We start from the raw sequence: 14,299 nt of genomic DNA on the forward strand, positions 1-14,299 counted from the left end.
GCCGGCGCCGGCGCCCCGCCGATCGCGGTCGCGCCGAGGCGCGGTCGTGATCGTCGTCGTACTCCTGCTCCTTGCCGTCGCGGCGGTCGTCGCCGACTCGCTCGTGCGCCGAGAGGTGGCCGACACCGCGGCGACCAGCGTCCGCGAGGCCCTCGACCTCCCGGCCGATCACCCCGTCGACGTCGACGTCGCGGGGTGGGCCGTGCTCCCGCAGCTGATCTCGGGACGGTTCGACCGACTCGACATCCGGACTGAGGACGTCGCTCTCGACGAGCTGACCGGCGACGTCTCCCTGGTCCTGGAGGGCGTGCCCGCGAGCGGCTCCGGCGCCCTCGACTCGGGCACCGCGACGACGGCGCTCGACGCCGATTCCGTGACCGACCTCATCTCGGAGCGCAGCACCGTCCCGATCGACTCGGTGGTGCTCGATCCGCCGCTCGTGCGCGTCGCGACCTCGGTCGAGGTGCTGGGCCTCTCGCTCTCAGCCGGAGTCGGACTCGAGCTCGGCGCCGTGGACGGGCAGATCGAGCTCACTCCGTCCGAGGTGACCGTTGCAGGAGCCACCTTCCCGGCGGACGACGCGGAGCAGCGCTTCGGCGGGCTGACGGACGGACTGCTCGGTCCCGGCACCCTCTGCATCGCGGACTCGGTCGCGCGCGGGCTCACCCTCACGGGCGTCGAGGTCGCCGAGGAGTCGCTGAACGCCACCTTCTCGCTCGCTCCGACGTTCCTCAGCGACCCCGCGCAGCAGGAGCCCGGCGTCTGCCCCTGATCGCGCGACCCCCGCGCACTCGGGCGGGTGCACCCGCCCGGTAGGATCGGAGGCCTGCGCCCGCGCCACCCGTGGGCCCGGCACCGACAGCATTCACCGACAGCACTCATCGAACTTGCTGGCTTCAGGGGTCAATCCGGACTCGCTCGCCACGCAGTGACGCTCCCACTCTCTCCTGTGAGGTCTCACCCGTGGACAACGACGACGCGCACGCCCGCGCCCCGCGTCATCCGCTAGCGCCCGACTGGCTCGAGCAGCCCGAGGACGCCAACGCGCTCGACCCCGCCGTGTGGTCCGACAACGTCGCCCGCGGCTCCGACGGCTCCCTCGCCGTCGCGGGCGTTCCCGCGGCCCGCCTGGTAGAGGAGTTCGGCACCCCGGTCTACGTGATCGACGAGGCGGACGCCCGCCGCCGGGCCGTGCAGACGCGCGAGGCCTTCGAGCGCGAGCTCGGCCGCATCGGCACCGACGTCACCGTGTACTACGCGGGCAAGGCGTTCCTCTCCACCGAGGTGGCCCGCTGGATGCGCGAGGAGGGCCTCAACATCGACGCGTGCAGCGTCGGCGAGTTCGCTGTCACCCAGGCCGCGGGCGTCGATCCGGCCCGCGTGGGCCTGCACGGCAACAACAAGTCGGTCGCCGAGATCGACCGCGTCGTCGCCGCGGGCATCGGCGCGATCGTGCTCGACAGCCTCATCGAGATCGAGCGCGTCGCCTCCGCCGCCGAGCGTCACGGCCGCGTGCAGAACGTGCGCCTCCGGGTCAACAGCGGAGTGCACGCGCACACCCACGAGTTCCTCGCGACCGCGCACGAGGACCAGAAGTTCGGCCTCCCGCTCTCGGACTGCCCGGCCGCGGTCGCGCGCATCCGCTCGCACGCGAGCCTGCGGTTCCTCGGCCTCCACTGCCACATCGGCTCGCAGATCTTCGGCTCCGCCGGGTTCGCGGAGTCGGCCTCACGCCTTCTCGAGGTGCACGCGGGCCTGCTCGCCGACGGCCCCGTCCCCGACCTCAACCTCGGCGGCGGGTTCGGCATCGCCTACACGAGCGCCGACGACCCCACTCCGATCGACGAGATCGCCGCGGCCATCGCCGACGCGGTCTCGGCGGAGTGCGCGCGCCACGGCATCCCGGTGCCCCACATCGCGATCGAGCCCGGCCGCTCGCTCATCGGTCCCGCGGGCCTCACCCTCTACGAGGTCGGCACGATCAAGGACGTCGTCGTGGGCGGCGCGGGCTCGACGAGCGTCCGCCGCTACGTCAGCGTCGACGGCGGGATGAGCGACAACGCGCGTCCGGCGCTCTACGGCGCCGACTACTCCGCCCGCCTCGCCGGCCGCGTGTCGGACGCCGAGCCCGCGCTCGTGCGCGTGGCGGGGAAGCACTGCGAGTCGGGCGACATCGTCGTGCACGACGAGTTCCTGCCCGCCGACGTGCACCCCGGCGATCTGCTCGCCGTCGCCGCGACCGGCGCCTACTGCTGGTCGCTCTCGAGCAACTACAACTACCTCGGCCGCCCACCCGTCGTCGCCGTGCGCGACGGGGAGGCCCGCGTCATCGTGCGCGGCGAGACCGAGGAGGACCTCCTCCGCCGCGATGCCGGCATCGAACGAAAGGCCACCAGCCGATGATCGAGTACCGCAGCCTCCGGGTCGCCCTCCTGGGCGCCGGGTCCGTGGGTGCCCAGGTGGCGCGACTCCTGCTCGACCACGGGGACGAGCTCGCCCAGCGGGTCGGAGCGCCCCTCGAGCTCGCCGGGGTCGCCGTGCGCGACCTCGATGCGCCGCGCACCGCCGACATCCCCCGCGAGTACCTGACGACCGACGCCGAAGCGCTGATCCTCGGGGCCGACATCGTGGTCGAGCTGATGGGCGGCATCGAGCCGGCGCGCAGCTACATCCTGAAGGCGATCTCGTCGGGAGCCGACGTCATCACCGCGAACAAGGCCCTCCTCGCAGCGCACGGCACCGAGCTCTTCGAGGCCGCCGACCAGGTCGGCGCGCAGCTCAACTACGAGGCGGCGGTCGGCGGAGCGATCCCGATCATCCGGCCGCTGCGCGACAGCCTCGCAGGCGACCGGGTCCACCGGATCCTCGGCATCGTCAACGGCACGACCAACTACATCCTCGACCGGATGGACACCGAGCACGCGACGCTCGAGGAGTCGCTGGCCCGTGCGACCGAGCTCGGCTACGCGGAGGCCGATCCGACCGCCGACATCGAGGGCTACGACGCTGCCCAGAAGGCCGCGATCCTGGCGCGCCTCGCCTTCCACACCGACGTCCCGGTGACGATGGTGCACCGCGAGGGCATCACCGGCATCACGAAGCAGCAGGTCGACCAGGCGCGCGACTCCGGCTACGTCGTCAAGCTGCTCGCCATCTGCGAGCGGCTCGTCGACGCGAAGACGGGGGAGGAGGGTGTGTCGGCCCGCGTCTACCCGGCCCTCGTCCACCGTGCGCACCCCCTCGCGGCAGTGCACGGCGCCAACAATGCGGTCTTCGTCGAGGCCGAAGCCGCCGGCAGTCTGATGTTCTACGGAGCGGGCGCAGGAGGCATCGAGACTGCCTCAGCCGTCCTCGGAGACGTCGTCTCGGCCGCCCGGCGGCACGTCGTGGGAGGCCCCGGTCTCGTCACGAGCGCCAACTCGGGGCTGCCCGTCCTCCCCATCGGCCACGTCACCACGCGGTACCAGGTCACTCTCGAGGTCCTGGACCGTCCGGGTGTGCTCGCTCAGATCGCCGGGGTGTTCGCCGACCACGAGGTCTCGGTCGAGACCCTCGTGCAGACCCCGCCGTCGGCCGACCCGCTCGAGGAGCAGGTGTCCGGTCCGGAGCGCCGCGAGCCGACCGCTACCCTGGTCATCGGCACGCACGCGGCGGCAGAGTCCGATCTGGCGGCCACCGTCACCGCACTGCACTCCCACGGGTTCGTCGGCGCCGTGACGTCAGTCCTACGAGTTGAAGGAGCCTGAGATGGCGAAGCAGTGGCGCGGAGTCCTGCACGAGTACGCGGACCGCCTCGATGTGACCGAGGCGACCCCCGTCATCACGCTCGGCGAGGGCGGCACGCCGCTCATCCCGGCCGCGGCCCTCTCGGCCCGCACCGGTGCGAAGGTCTGGGTCAAGTACGAGGGGATGAACCCCACCGGCTCCTTCAAGGACCGCGGCATGACCATGGCGATCTCGAAGGCCGTCGAGCACGGCGCCAAGGCCGTCATCTGCGCCTCGACCGGCAACACCTCCGCTTCCGCCGCCGCATACGCGACGCACGCGGGCATCACCGCCGCGGTGCTCGTGCCCGAGGGCAAGATCGCCCTGGGCAAGCTCAGCCAGGCGATCGCGCACAATGCGCAGCTGCTGCAGGTCCAGGGCAATTTCGACGACTGCCTCGACATCGCCCGCGACCTCGCGAAGAACTACCCGGTTCATCTGGTCAACTCGGTGAACCCCGACCGCATCGCCGGTCAGAAGACGGCTGCGTTCGAGGTCGTCGAGGTCCTGGGCGACGCGCCGGACTTCCACATCGTCCCCGTCGGCAACGCCGGCAACTACACGGCCTACTTCCGCGGCTACTCCGAGGAGCTGGAGCGCGGCGAGTCGACGAAGCTGCCGCGCATGTTCGGCTTCCAGGCCGAGGGCTCCGCGCCGATCGTGCACGGCGCGCCGGTACGCCACCCCGAGACCATCGCCAGCGCCATCCGCATCGGCAACCCCGCGTCGTGGGAGCTCGCGCTCAACGCGCGCACCGTCAGCGACGGCTACTTCGGCGCGATCAGCGACGCGAAGATCCTCGAGGCGTACCGCCTGCTCGCCGGCGAGGTCGGCGTGTTCGTCGAGCCCGCCTCCGCCATCAGCGTCGCGGGCCTGCTCGAGCGCGCCGAGGCCGGGCAGATCCCCAAGGACGCCACTGTCGTGCTGACGGTCACCGGCCACGGTCTGAAGGACCCCCAGTGGGCCCTTCGCACCGCCGACGGCTCCGACATCACTCCGACCGTCGTGCCGGTGGACACCGCCGCGATCGCGGACGTGCTGGGGCTGGCCGGCGCATGACCTCGGCGGTTCCCGTCGGCCGCACCGTCCACGTGAAGGTCCCGGCGACCTCCGCGAACCTCGGGCCCGGCTTCGACACGCTCGGGCTGGCGCTGTCGTCCTACGACGAGCTCGACGTGACGGCCGTGTCGGCGACCGGTGCGCGCGTGACCGTGCACGGTGTCGGCGAGGGGGAGGTGCCGACCGACGAGACGAACCTCGTCGTGCAGGCCATCGCCTACACCTTCCAGGACCAGCGCCAGGAGATGCCCGGCATCGACGTGACGGCGCGCAACATCATCCCGCACGGTCGCGGGATGGGCTCCTCCGGTGCGGCGATCGTGTCGGGGATCATGGCCGCGAAGGGCCTGCTCGACGGCATCGTCGAGCTCGACGCCGACGACCTGCTGCGCATCGCGACCGAGATGGAGGGGCACCCCGACAACGTGGCGCCCGCCCTCTTCGGCGGCCTGACCATCGCCTGGGTCGAGCCGTCCGGTGCCGACGACGCGCCGCTGCGCCCGCGCTCCAAGCGCCTGATGGTGCACCGCGGAGTCTCGCCCGTCGTCTTCGTGCCCGAGCACCAGATGTCGACCCGCCTCGCCCGCTCGCTGCAGCCGCAGAGCGTGCCCCACGAGGACGCCGTCTTCAACGTGTCGCGCTCGTCACTTCTGATCGCGGCGCTCATCCAGAGCCCGGAGCTGCTGTTCGCAGCGACCGAGGACAAGCTCCACCAGAACTACCGCGCGGCAGCGATGCCGCAGACGTCGGAGCTGATCGCGCTCCTGCGCTCGCACGGCTACGCCGCCGTCGTGTCCGGCGCAGGCCCCAGCGTCCTGGTGCTCTGCAGCGATCCTGCGCAGCGCCTCGCAGCGGCCGAACTGGTCGAGAAGGAGGCGCACTCGCCGTGGCGCGCCCACATGCTGGCCGTCGACTTCAAGGGTGCTACAGTGGGGATCGCATCCTGAGGAACCGCGTAACGAGCGGAATCTGTCCGAAGGATCGTCCCGATAACCACGGCCATCGCATCGTGTGAAGGGCGTCCACTGCTTCTCTTGCAGTTCGGCGTCCGGTCGTCCGCGCTCCTCCTGCGCTTTCCGAGGGGGACTGCGCGTTCGACCGAGAGCATCACGTGGATCAGAACACGTGATGGAACCGCACGGTCGATGAGCTCTCCCGGTGAGCAGTCGTTCCCGGGGGGAAGGAACCCTCTCCAGTGACAGATGTCAACACCCACGGCTCGACCGTGGAACTCAACGCCGACCTGTCGGCACTCCGCGTCGCAGAGCTCCAGGCTCTCGCGACGAGCCTCGGTCTCGGCGGAGCGTCCAAGCTCCGCAAGGGCGAGCTCGTGCAGGCGATCACGGACCTCCGCGCCGCCGCGGCGTCCGAGGAGCCGATCGTCGACGCGACCAGCGTCGAGGCCGAGCCCGCCGATGTGGCCGAGCAGGCCGCTCCGGTGCTCGAGGCTCCGGCCGAGGTGCCGGTTCCCGTCGAGAGCACCGAGGCCGACACGGCCGACGTGCTCGAGCAGGCGGCGCCGACCGTCGACGAGGCGCCGTCGCCCGTCGCCGAGGCCGCGCCGGTCGAGATCGAGCTCCCCTCCGCGGAGCAGGTCGCCGAGCCCGCCGAGCGCGCCCCCCGTCGCCGGAGCTCGCGTCGCGCGTCCAGCGGCACCGTCGCCGCGGGCGAGCACCTCAACATCCCCGGAGGGACGGGCGTCGAGTCGCTCATCCCCGACCTGCCGGTGATCGAGAAGATCCCCGAGGCCGAGCAGGCCCCGAAGCCGGTCATCGAGATCGAGCTGCCCAACGGGCCCGATTCCGACGACTCCTCCCGCGAGGGCGGTCAGCGCGAGCGTCGCGGCCGTCGCCGCAGCCGCGGCGGTGCCGCCGAGCAGAACGACCAGGCCGAGCAGTCGGAGGCCGTCGACTCGAACCCGGACGACTCCGCCGAGGCGCGGAACGACTCCGACCAGAACCAGGGCGACCAGCAGAACGGCGAGCAGCAGGGGACCGGCCGCGGCCGCAACCGCCGCAACCGGAACCGCAACCGCAGCGACGACCGTGCCGACCAGCAGGGCCAGAACGGCGGCCAGCAGCAGAACGGCCAGGGCAACCAGAACGGCCAGGGCAACCAGAACGGGCAGGGCAACCAGAACGGCCAGCCCGCCGCCGCTCAGCAGTCGGCCGGACCGGCCCATGGCGCGCAGAACGGCCAGCAGGCCGAGGGCGAGGACGGCCGCCGCAGCCGTTACCGCGACCGCAAGCGTCGCGGCACCACCGTCGGCGACGACTTCGAGCCCGAGATCAGCGAGGACGACGTCCTCATCCCGGTCGCCGGCATCCTCGACGTGCTCGACAACTACGCCTTCGTGCGCACCACCGGCTACCTGCCCGGCGTCAGCGACGTCTACGTCTCGCTCGGCCAGGTCAAGAAGTACAACCTGCGCAAGGGCGACGCGGTCGTCGGCGCCATCCGCCAGCCTCGCGAGGGCGAAGGCGGCGGCCGCCAGAAGTACAACGCGATCGTCAGGGTCGACTCCATCAACGGGCAGACCGTCGAGGAGGCCGCGGCGCGCGTCGAGTTCCAGAAGCTCACGCCGCTCTACCCGACCGAGCGCCTGCGCCTCGAGACCGAGCCGGGCAAGCTGACCCAGCGCATCATCGATCTCGTCGCTCCGATCGGCAAGGGACAGCGCGGCCTCATCGTCGCGCCGCCCAAGGCCGGCAAGACGATCGTCCTTCAGCAGATCGCCAACGCGATCGTGCAGAACAACCCCGAAGTGCACCTCATGGTCGTCCTGGTCGACGAGCGTCCGGAGGAGGTCACCGACATGCAGCGCACCGTGCGCGGCGAGGTCGTCGCCTCCACCTTCGACCGCCCGGCCGAGGACCACACCACCGTCGCCGAGCTCGCCATCGAGCGCGCCAAGCGCCTCGTCGAGCTGGGCCACGACGTCGTCGTGCTGCTCGACTCGATCACTCGTCTGGGCCGCGCCTACAACGTGACGGCGCCCGCCTCCGGCCGTGTCCTCTCGGGTGGGGTCGACGCGTCGGCGCTGTACCCGCCGAAGAAGTTCTTCGGTGCGGCGCGCAACATCGAGAACGGCGGCTCGCTCACCATCCTCGCCACGGCGCTCATCGAGACCGGGTCGAAGATGGACGAGGTGATCTTCGAGGAGTTCAAGGGCACCGGCAACATGGAGCTCCGCCTCTCGCGCCACCTCGCCGACAAGCGGATCTTCCCGGCGGTCGACGTCAACGCGTCCGGCACTCGCCGCGAGGAGATGCTCCTCAGCCAGGACGAGGTCAAGATCACCTGGAAGCTGCGTCGCGCCCTCGCCGGCCTCGACCAGCAGCAGGCGCTCGAGATCATCCTGTCGCGCCTGAAGGAGACGTCCTCGAACGTCGAGTTCCTGATGCAGGTCTCGAAGTCGGCCGTGGGCCCGACCACCGCCGGTCACAGCAACGGCCACCACTAGCGCCCTCACGTCCGCGGTCGCCCCTTCTCAGGGGCGGCCGCGGACGTTTTCGCGTCCCCGGGGACGCGTCGGTGCCCGTCGAAACGGACCTGCCGCCCCGCCTCTGCTGGTCGAGTAGCCGCCGAAGGCGGCGTATCGAGACCCCCACTTCTCCACCCCACTCCGGAAGCCAGGCCCCTCTCATGTTCGAATCCGTCAGCGTCCTCCTCGCCGAGCACGAGGACCTGCAGACGCAGCTCTCCGACCCGGCTCTGCACGCCGACGCGGCGCGCGCGAAGAAGGTCAACCGCCGGTACGCCGAGCTGAGCCAGATCAAGGCGGCGCACGCCGCGTGGATCCAGTCGGGCGAGGACCTGGAGGCCGCGCGCGAGCTCGCCCGCGAGGACGACGCGTTCGCGGAGGAGGTCCCGGAGCTCGAGGAGTCCCTCCGCGTCGCTCAGGAGAAGCTCCGCCGCCTCCTGATCCCGCGCGACCCCGACGACGGCCGTGACGTGATCATGGAGATCAAGGGCGGCGAGGGCGGAGCCGAGAGTGCGCTGTTCGCCGCCGACCTGCTCCGCATGTACCTGCACTACGCCGAGGCGAAGGGCTGGAAGACCGAGATCCTCGACCGCGACGAGTCCGACCTCGGCGGCTACAAGAACGTGCAGGTCGCGATCAAGAGCAACGCCACCGACCCCTCGCAAGGCGTCTGGGCCCACCTGAAGTACGAGGGCGGCGTCCACCGCGTGCAGCGCGTCCCCGTGACGGAGTCGCAGGGACGCATCCACACGTCGACCACCGGCGTCCTGGTGTTCCCCGAGGTCGACGCTCCCGAAGAGGTCGCGATCAACCAGAACGACCTGAAGATCGACGTCTACCGCTCGTCCGGCCCTGGCGGCCAGTCGGTCAACACGACCGACTCCGCGGTGCGCATCACGCACCTCCCGACCGGCATCGTCGTCTCGATGCAGAACGAGAAGAGCCAGCTGCAGAACCGCGAGGCCGGCATGCGCGTCCTGCGCGCCCGCATCCTCGCGCGTCAGCAGGAGGAGATCGCCGCGGCCGCGTCCGACGCCCGGAAGACCCAGATCCGCACCATGGACCGCTCCGAGCGCATCCGCACCTACAACTTCCCCGAGAACCGCATCGCCGACCACCGCACCGGCTACAAGGCGTACAACCTCGACGGGGTCATGAACGGAGCACTCGACCCCGTCGTCGAGAGCGCCATCCAGGCCGACGAGGAGACCCGCCTGGCCGAGATCGGCTCCGAGGAGTCGTGAGCGCGGTGACCACCTCCGTGGACGCCCGTGCCCTCCTCGCCGACGCCGTCTCGCGCCTGACCCGCTCGCACGTCCCGAACGCCGACATCGACGCCGAGCTCCTGCTGGGTCACCTCCTGGGCCTCGGGCGCGGCGAATTGCAGGCGCGGCTGATCACCGGCCTCCTGCTCGAGGAGCCGATGGCCGACGCGTTCGACCGCTTCGTCGAGCGCCGCTCCGCCCGCGAGCCGCTCCAGCACATCACCGGAGTCGCCCCGTTCCGCAGTATCGAGCTCGCGGTCGGCCCCGGCGTCTTCGTGCCGCGACCCGAGACGGAGGGCGTCGCGCAACTGGCGATTGACGCACTGCGCTCCGTCGCTGACCCGTCACCCCTTGCTGTCGATCTCGGCACCGGGAGCGGTGCCCTCGCGCTCGCCCTGGCACACGAGGTCCCTCACGCCCGCGTCATCGGTGTCGAGAACTCCGTGGAGGCCTTCATCTGGGCGCGGGGGAACCGCGATCGCCTGCGGCTCGAGAACGCCCGCATCGTCTTCTCCGATCTGGCGGACGCTCTGCCCGACCTCGACGGCACGGTGTCGGTCGTCGTCTCCAACCCGCCGTACATCCCCTCGGCCGCGATTCCCCGCGACCCGGAGGTCCGCCTCTTCGATCCCCCCGCCGCCCTGTACGGCGGCGAGGACGGACTGGACGTCGTGCGCCAGCTGTCACACACTGCGCGCCGTCTGCTGCGACCCGGGGGAGTGCTCGTGATCGAGCACGGAGAGCTGCAGGGGGCTGAGATCCGGGATTTGCTGACCGCGGACGGGTGGCGCGGAGCGACGACGCAGCGCGACCTGACGGGCCGCGACCGGTCGACGGTGGCGGTGCGCTGAACGAGAGGCGTCGCAGGGGTCAGAGCCAGCAGAACCGGGGCGATGGGTCGACGTCTCGCCAGCGGAGCGGATCGACCCCTTCCCCACCACTCAGTCGTCGAGGCATCCGACGACTGCTGCCTTGAGGAATCCGGCCGTCTGGTAGACGTAGGACCACAACCACTCCGCCGGATTCCGATTCTCGCGGGCTTCGACGACAGCGACGGACCGCGTCGAGCACGACATCGCGATCCACCGTGCTCGTGAGACGTGCGCAGTGCCTGTCACGTACGCGATGTCCGTCCACCCTTCTCGTCGAGCTATCCCCTCGACGGCTGACACTTCACCACGGGTGGTCGACGGGCTCGCGATAAAGCAGAGTTTCGTGCTTGCGCAGTAGTCGCGTCCGTCCACCGTCACGCTGGATCCGTCCGGCGGCACGGACAGCACGAGCGCATCCGCCCGGCCGTGATCGATCAGCCACTCGGCGGTCCACAGGCGTTCCTGGTCGATCGGTCCGAGCACGACGACCACGTCAACGTGATCGATGTCGTCCGAGACGGGGAATACGTACAGCGGAAGGCCGGCGACGACACCTGCCGCCAGTAGGAGAACGGCCGACGACGCGACAACGAAGCCGGGCCGGAACTGCCTTGTCGCCGTCACCGAGTCCGGGTCAGGACGCGCTCGTTGCGGCGGAGCGGCGCAGCGGCGGCTCTCGACGGTAAGGCGGCTGACGAGGTCGCGGCAGAATCAGCGGAGCGCTTTCCCACCCGTGAGCCCGCGAGCCCGATGAGGGCGAAGAACAGCATGTTCGGCGCGTACCAGGTGAGTGCATCGAACGAGAGGAACATCACCACGACGCTGAGGATGAGGATCCGGCTGGTCGCAGAGCCGGCGATCAACCCGAGGGTGATGATCGTGAACAGGACGACGACGGCAGCGAGGCCCCCGGTACCGAGGGTGTTGACGAACTGATTGTCCACCGCTCTGAACCCGTCCTGCTGCAGGAATCCCCGATCGAAGAGATCAGGGATGGAGTTGCGGCCACTGCCGAAGGACGATTCGAACGAAGACCTCCTTGTGATGAGTTCGCCGATGCTCTCGTAAGCACCTGCACGGTGGGAGTAGGAACCCGAATTGAGGAGTTCAGCCAGCGCGGCGTCGAGAGATGCGCGGATCGAGGGGATCAGGAGGGACGCACCGGCGGCCGTGACGGCGACGATGGCGTTACGCAGCCGGGCACCGAAAGTCCGCGCTGCGAGCACGGCGGAGACGACGACTGCGACGAGGATGGCGAGGAGCGCGCTCCGGGTGCCGGAGATGACCAGCCCCACCGCGATCAGCAGGAGAGCCAGCACCCGCCCCGAGAGGGGCCACTGGACGCTGTTCCTCCAGAGAAGCGTGAAAGTGACGAGATAGATCACTGAGAGGACGATCGGATGCCCGGCTGTACCCGAGGAGCGAAGAATGCCTTCCCCGAGGAGAGGGTTCGGGTAGCCGTTGGGCGCCGAATCGGAGAAGCCCCAGACAGGTGGAGTGCTGAGGGTGAATTCGACGACGGAGAGAGCTACTTGTCCGAATGCGAACAGGACGAGCAGACGCGCGAACACGACGAAATCCTGCTCCGAGAATTGCGAGAACATCGCACACGCGACCACCGGAACGGCGATACCGATCGGGAGCGTGCCGCCGATGTCGTCATTGAGAAGCGCAGAGAAGGCGATCAGACCGACCCATGCGGTTACGAGAAGCAGAGCGAGCTTGGCGGCTGAAGGTCGCGGGCTGGTGGAGAGCTGCGCCGCGCGGATCATGGCGACCACCATCACCACGAGACCGACCATCTGGGATGACGCCTGGATGACGACCGGCGCTGTATTCGCTCCGCCGACGAAGACCGCGGCCAGAGCCACGACTGCAGCTACCCCCCTGACGTGGGTGGCGGGAACTCCGAGGATGATGACGACGAATGCGAGCGCCAGCGGACCGGCCCACACGTAGACGTAGTTCTCAAAGCCGACGAGGAGTCCCAGGAGAAGCCCCACGGCCACGAGTCCGCCCGCCAGGACTGCTACGGCGGCGCCGTTGCCCGTCGTGGCCGTGCTCACGGTTCTGGTTGTCATACCCTCGACTGTACTGGAGCAGGTCTCGTGGGTGACGGTCCTGTCGCGCCCGTGCGGACTCCGAGAACTGGAACGAAAGGTCAAGTCATGCGCCCTGCGGCGAGAATTGCCTACTTCTCCGTACCTGACGTCTCTTATCCTCGGAACGAACGGATCAGAAGTCATCTGAGAAGCGAAGGACTCGCTGTCGCAGTGCTCGCACCGGTCGGTAACGCCCGTGGCCTGATAGGCAAAATCGAGAAGGTCAGGAACCTTCTTCGTGGCGGGATGCGGAGCGACGTCATCGTCGTCGCCGAATTCAGTCTCTCCTATGCTCTGGTCGCGAAGGCGATAGCGGTGTTGACGAGATGCCGACTGGTCGTGGACGGATTCGTCGGCCTGTATGAGACGGACATCGGAGACCTGGAGAAGGCGTCTGCAGTGTCTCCGCGAGCTCGCGTACTGGCTCTACTCGACTGGTGCGCGGTCGTCGTCGCAGATCTCTACCTGATCGATACGGAGGTGCGAGCGGAGACGATTCGCCGCAGGCATCCGAGCGCGAAGGTCCTCTCGCTTCCCGTCGGCTCGCCCTCGTGGGCTGTTCCGCAGCCCGGGCGGAAGAGGAACGGGGAGGATTCTCTCCTTCGAGTGCTGTACTACGGGAACTACATTCCGCTTCACGGAGTCGACCTGGTGATCGACGCCATCGCCAAGAGTGAGCTTCGGGGAAAGGTCGAACTGACGCTCATCGGCGACGGGAGGACGAGGCCCGAGGTGGAACGAAGAGTCCGAGCGGCGGGCGTGCAGGCCGCCTGTCGATTCCTCGAGGCCGTCCCCGCGGAGAAGCTGCCTGACCACATCCGCGAGAGCGACGTGGTACTCGGCATCTTCGGAGACTCCCTCAAAGCCCGCTCCGTCATCGCCAACAAGGTGTGGCAGGGCCTGTCGTGTGGTCGCACCGTCGTGACGCGCGCCAGTCCGGCTCTCGAGGAGATCGCCGATGTCGTCGGCGACCAGCTGATTCAAATCGGCCCCTCATCGGACGAGTTGGCCGACGAACTGCTGCGCCTCCATTCGACCGGCACCGGCGGGTCCGGCTTCTCAGCTGCAGCTGAGGGGCTGGAGGCGTACGTCGACGCCTGTTACGGACGACTCACCGCTTTCCTTCGAGAGTGACGGTGGTGGTGCCGGCGCCTCGGAGTCGGATGTCGAGGGTGGCGGGGGCGGTGCTCTCTTTGGATTTGACGATGATCTGGGGTCCGAGGCCGCCNGGTGACGGTGGTGGTGCCGGCGCCTCGGAGTCGGATGTCGAGGGTGGCGGGGGCGGTGCTCTCTTTGGATTTGACGATGATCTGGGGTCCGAGGCCGCCGGGGCCGTCGTCTTGTCGGAGGGCGATTGTGGTGCTCGAGTCGCCGGTTTGGGTGCGGATGTAGTCGGTGACGTCGAGGGTGCGGATGCTGGGGGTTCCGGTGATGCTCGTCGTGCCGACGGGGTAGTCGAGGGCGGGTTTGTTCGCGAAGGTGAGGGTGGATTCGCTCCAGGTCCCGGAGACGGCGTAGCCGGTGAGGGTGGCTGTTGCGGTGCTGCTGACGGTGTTCGCGGTGAACGAGAGCGTCGCGGATTCGATGTCCGCGTCAGCGAGTTCGGAGAGATCGAACCCGAGGTAGGCGAACTGCTCCCAGTCGGGGTAGGGCGTTTTCTGCAGGATCTGCAGGTTCGTGGCCTTCCCGAAGTTGGATGACGCGGTGGACGTGCCGCCCTGAACGAACCCGTCCGCGACCACCGACGACACT

The 14,299-nt window shown here is 69.4% G+C and carries 11 protein-coding genes and 1 pseudogene; 9 read left to right on the forward strand and 3 right to left on the reverse strand.

The features are described 5' to 3' along the window. Positions 1 to 46 precede the first annotated feature (46 nt). From ASF48_RS07300 to prmC, 8 genes are all read left to right on the forward strand, one after another. A complete protein-coding gene (locus ASF48_RS07300) occupies positions 47 to 772 on the forward strand; it encodes an LmeA family phospholipid-binding protein (RefSeq protein ID WP_055788556.1) in 726 nt (241 codons plus the stop codon). A 191-nt stretch (positions 773 to 963) separates the two neighbouring features. Next, complete coding sequence (lysA, locus tag ASF48_RS07305) at positions 964 to 2,403, forward strand: diaminopimelate decarboxylase (RefSeq protein ID WP_055788559.1); 1,440 nt, start codon at positions 964 to 966, stop codon at positions 2,401 to 2,403. Continuing rightward, positions 2,400 to 3,746 carry a homoserine dehydrogenase gene (locus ASF48_RS07310; protein ID WP_055788561.1) on the forward strand — a complete coding sequence of 449 codons (1,347 nt, stop codon included), beginning with the start codon at positions 2,400 to 2,402 and terminating at the stop codon, positions 3,744 to 3,746. The genes lysA and ASF48_RS07310 overlap by 4 nt, the downstream gene beginning before the upstream one ends. Before the next feature lies 1 nt (position 3,747). Then, positions 3,748 to 4,824: a threonine synthase gene (gene thrC / locus ASF48_RS07315; RefSeq protein ID WP_055788563.1), complete on the forward strand. Its 1,077-nt coding sequence runs from the start codon at positions 3,748 to 3,750 to the stop codon at positions 4,822 to 4,824. After that, a complete protein-coding gene (thrB, locus tag ASF48_RS07320) occupies positions 4,821 to 5,771 on the forward strand; it encodes a homoserine kinase (protein ID WP_055788568.1) in 951 nt (316 codons plus the stop codon). The genes thrC and thrB overlap by 4 nt, the downstream gene beginning before the upstream one ends. A gap of 248 nt (positions 5,772 to 6,019) precedes the next feature. Next, positions 6,020 to 8,287, forward strand: coding sequence for a transcription termination factor Rho (gene rho / locus ASF48_RS07325; protein ID WP_055788571.1), 2,268 nt, complete (start codon positions 6,020 to 6,022; stop codon positions 8,285 to 8,287). Positions 8,288 to 8,469: 182 nt separating this feature from the next. Further along, complete coding sequence (prfA, locus tag ASF48_RS07330) at positions 8,470 to 9,552, forward strand: peptide chain release factor 1 (protein ID WP_055788573.1); 1,083 nt, start codon at positions 8,470 to 8,472, stop codon at positions 9,550 to 9,552. Further along, entirely contained in the window at positions 9,549 to 10,424 is an 876-nt protein-coding gene (gene prmC / locus ASF48_RS07335) for a peptide chain release factor N(5)-glutamine methyltransferase (RefSeq protein WP_055788578.1), read from the forward strand. Before prfA ends, prmC begins: the two co-directional genes overlap by 4 nt. A gap of 90 nt (positions 10,425 to 10,514) precedes the next feature. On the opposite strand, the gene ASF48_RS07340 is transcribed toward prmC, so the two are convergent. Both ASF48_RS07340 and ASF48_RS07345 read right to left on the reverse strand, forming a co-directional pair. Further along, on the reverse strand, positions 10,515 to 11,069 hold the full coding sequence (locus tag ASF48_RS07340; protein WP_055788581.1) for a hypothetical protein: 555 nt from the start codon (positions 11,067 to 11,069) through the stop codon (positions 10,515 to 10,517). After that, positions 11,066 to 12,526 carry an O-antigen ligase family protein gene (locus tag ASF48_RS07345; protein ID WP_055788584.1) on the reverse strand — a complete coding sequence of 487 codons (1,461 nt, stop codon included), beginning with the start codon at positions 12,524 to 12,526 and terminating at the stop codon, positions 11,066 to 11,068. Before ASF48_RS07345 ends, ASF48_RS07340 begins: the two co-directional genes overlap by 4 nt. Before the next feature lie 192 nt (positions 12,527 to 12,718). Between ASF48_RS07345 and ASF48_RS07350 the strand changes: the two genes are divergently transcribed. Continuing rightward, positions 12,719 to 13,681, forward strand: coding sequence for a glycosyltransferase (locus tag ASF48_RS07350; RefSeq protein WP_162238026.1), 963 nt, complete (start codon positions 12,719 to 12,721; stop codon positions 13,679 to 13,681). 95 nt (positions 13,682 to 13,776) lie between these two features. Here the strand turns inward: ASF48_RS07350 and ASF48_RS20105 are convergent. Further along, positions 13,777 to 14,298: pseudogene (locus ASF48_RS20105) on the reverse strand (CBM96 family carbohydrate-binding protein); the annotation flags it as partial. Between the last annotated feature and the right edge of the window lies 1 nt (position 14,299).

This window comes from Rathayibacter sp. Leaf299, from assembly GCF_001423055.1.
GTDB lineage: Bacteria > Actinomycetota > Actinomycetes > Actinomycetales > Microbacteriaceae > Rathayibacter > Rathayibacter caricis.

Bases quoted from the DNA above. Each gene is read 5' to 3' on its own strand.
- ASF48_RS07310 (WP_055788561.1), top strand. From the start codon at position 2,400: ATGATCGAGTACCGCAGCCTCCGGGTCGCCCTCCTGGGCGCCGGGTCC.
- thrC (WP_055788563.1), top strand. From the start codon at position 3,748: ATGGCGAAGCAGTGGCGCGGAGTCCTGCACGAGTACGCGGACCGCCTC.
- thrB (WP_055788568.1), top strand. From the start codon at position 4,821: ATGACCTCGGCGGTTCCCGTCGGCCGCACCGTCCACGTGAAGGTCCCG.
- prfA (WP_055788573.1), top strand. From the start codon at position 8,470: ATGTTCGAATCCGTCAGCGTCCTCCTCGCCGAGCACGAGGACCTGCAG.
- ASF48_RS07345 (WP_055788584.1), bottom strand. From the start codon at position 12,526: ATGACAACCAGAACCGTGAGCACGGCCACGACGGGCAACGGCGCCGCC.